The sequence below is a fragment of the Candidatus Brocadiaceae bacterium genome (assembly GCA_012728835.1).
GTDB lineage: Bacteria > Planctomycetota > Brocadiia > SM23-32 > SM23-32 > JAAYEJ01.
Window position 1 is genome coordinate 1 of sequence record JAAYEJ010000014.1, and the last position, 1,989, is coordinate 1,989.

General features: G+C 70.1%; 1 protein-coding gene. It reads right to left on the reverse strand.

Annotated features, from left to right (window positions below; translation table 11 throughout):
* Positions 1-1,966 (reverse strand): xanthine dehydrogenase family protein molybdopterin-binding subunit (locus tag GXY85_02585; GenBank protein ID NLW49715.1); only part of this gene is annotated, 1,966 nt, incomplete at its 3' end.
* Positions 1,967-1,989 lie beyond the last annotated feature (23 nt).

The window sequence follows — 1,989 nt, forward strand, 5'->3', positions numbered from 1 at the left end:
AGGTGATGACCGGGTAGGTCGTCCAGTCCTCGCCCGCCAGGCCGTCGGGGCCGAATTGCACCGCCTCTTTCAGCGTCCAACTGATCGACTGCACGATGCCGCCCTCCAGTTGATTGCGCAGCCCGTCGGGGTTGATGATCTGCCCGGCGTCGGCCGCGGCGACGGCGCGCTCGACGTGCACGACGCCGCTTTCGGGGTCTACGGTGGCCTCGACGACGACGGCGGAGTAGATCATCGTGTTTTTGTAGCGTGAGAAGGCGATGCCCTGGCCGCGACCGGCAGGGCGCGGCTCGGCGCGCCAGCCGGCGCGTTCCGCCGCGGTCGCCACTACGTCGCGGGCGCGCGGGTCGGTCAGGTAGCGCAGGCGGAACGCTACCGGGTCGATCTGCGCGGCTGCAGCCACTTCATCCACGAACGATTCGGAGGCGAAGATGTTGCTGAACGCGCCTAGGCTGCGCAGCGCCGAATGGCGCAGCGGGCTGTCGGGCACGAAATGCTTGACGATGCGGCGGCGCGGGAAGGCGTAGAGCGGGTCGGCGTTGCGGTGGATGCCGCCGTGGAAGCCGCGTCCCGGCTGTTGGGTGGGCGGGGCAAAGGGCCGGGCGAGGTGATGGGCTGCCAGCAGGCTGGAGCGTCCCGGCTCCACGCGCGGGCGCGCCGAGTGCGAGTAGCTCCACGTCTCGTGGCTCCAGAGCAGCACTTCGCCGGCGCTGTCCAGGCCGGCTTGCAGTTTCATCACCATAGCCGGGCCGAACGGCTCCCACAGGTTTTCGTCGTGGCGGCTCCACTTGACGAGCACCGGGCGGCCTGGCACGGCCTTGGCCAGCAGCGCGGCGTCGAGCGCCACGTCGTCGGCCCCGTTATGGCCGTAGCAGCCGGGGCCCTGCCGGTGGATGACGCGGATGTCGCCCAGGGGCATGTCGAGGACCTGCGCCATGTCGGCGCGCAGCGGATAGACGCCCTGGCTGTGCGTCCACACCGTCAGCTTTCCGTCCTCGAACTGCGCCGCGGCGGACGAGGGGCCGAGCGAGGCGTGTCGCACATAGGGCCGGGAGTAGACTGCGGCGACCGTCTGCGTCGCGCTGGCCGGCGGCTCGAACGGGGGGATTGGGTCGTTCGTGGGCGTCCCGTCCACGACGAGGAAGCTCTCGCCGGGCGTGGACAGGAGGCGCTGGTTGATCTCCTCTGCCGGCGGCAGGGGCCGGTCTCCCTGCCACTGGGCGAGGCCGGCGAGACGCTGCGCGGCAAAGACGGCCTGTTCCTCGCGCTGGGCGATCACGCCGAGGAAACTGCCGTCGCGCACCACGGCGATCACGCCGGGCATGGCCTCCACCGGCGCCGTGTCGATCGCGGCCAGGCGCGCCGTATAGCTGGGCGGGCGCACGACGCGCCCGTGCGCCATGCCGGGCAGGTCCATGTCGTCGACGTATACAGGCTCGCCCGCTACCTTGGCGGGAATGTCGAGCCGCGGCACGGGTTGGCCGACGATGGCATATTCTGCGGCGGGCTTGGGCGCCACGCGGCCGGAGACCTGTTGGTTGAAGCGCTTGCCGGCCATCAGTTCCCAATAGGTGACTTTGGCGCCGGTCTCCGGGTCGTAGACTGTGCCGTCTTCGACGCGCAGACGGTCCATCGGCGCGTCTAGTTGCGCGGCGGCTTGGCCGACGAGAATGTGGCGGGCTTCGGCCGCGGCCTGGCGCACGGCCCCCCCGCTGACCTGGGTCGACATGCTGCCTGCGGTGAAGCCTTCGTCCGGCGAGAGCAGCGTATCGGCCAGGATCACCTGCATGCGCTGCATGGAGACGTCCAACTCCTCGGCGGCGATCTGTGCGATCACGGTCTGGATGCCCTGGCCGATTTCCACCTTGCCGGTGAAGACGGTGACGGTCCCGCCGGGATCGATGCGAATCCAGCGGTCCAGGTCCGGCGTTAGGCGCAGGCTGGAGGAAAGGGATTCCGGGATCACGGCTGCACCTCCTGGGCGGCTTG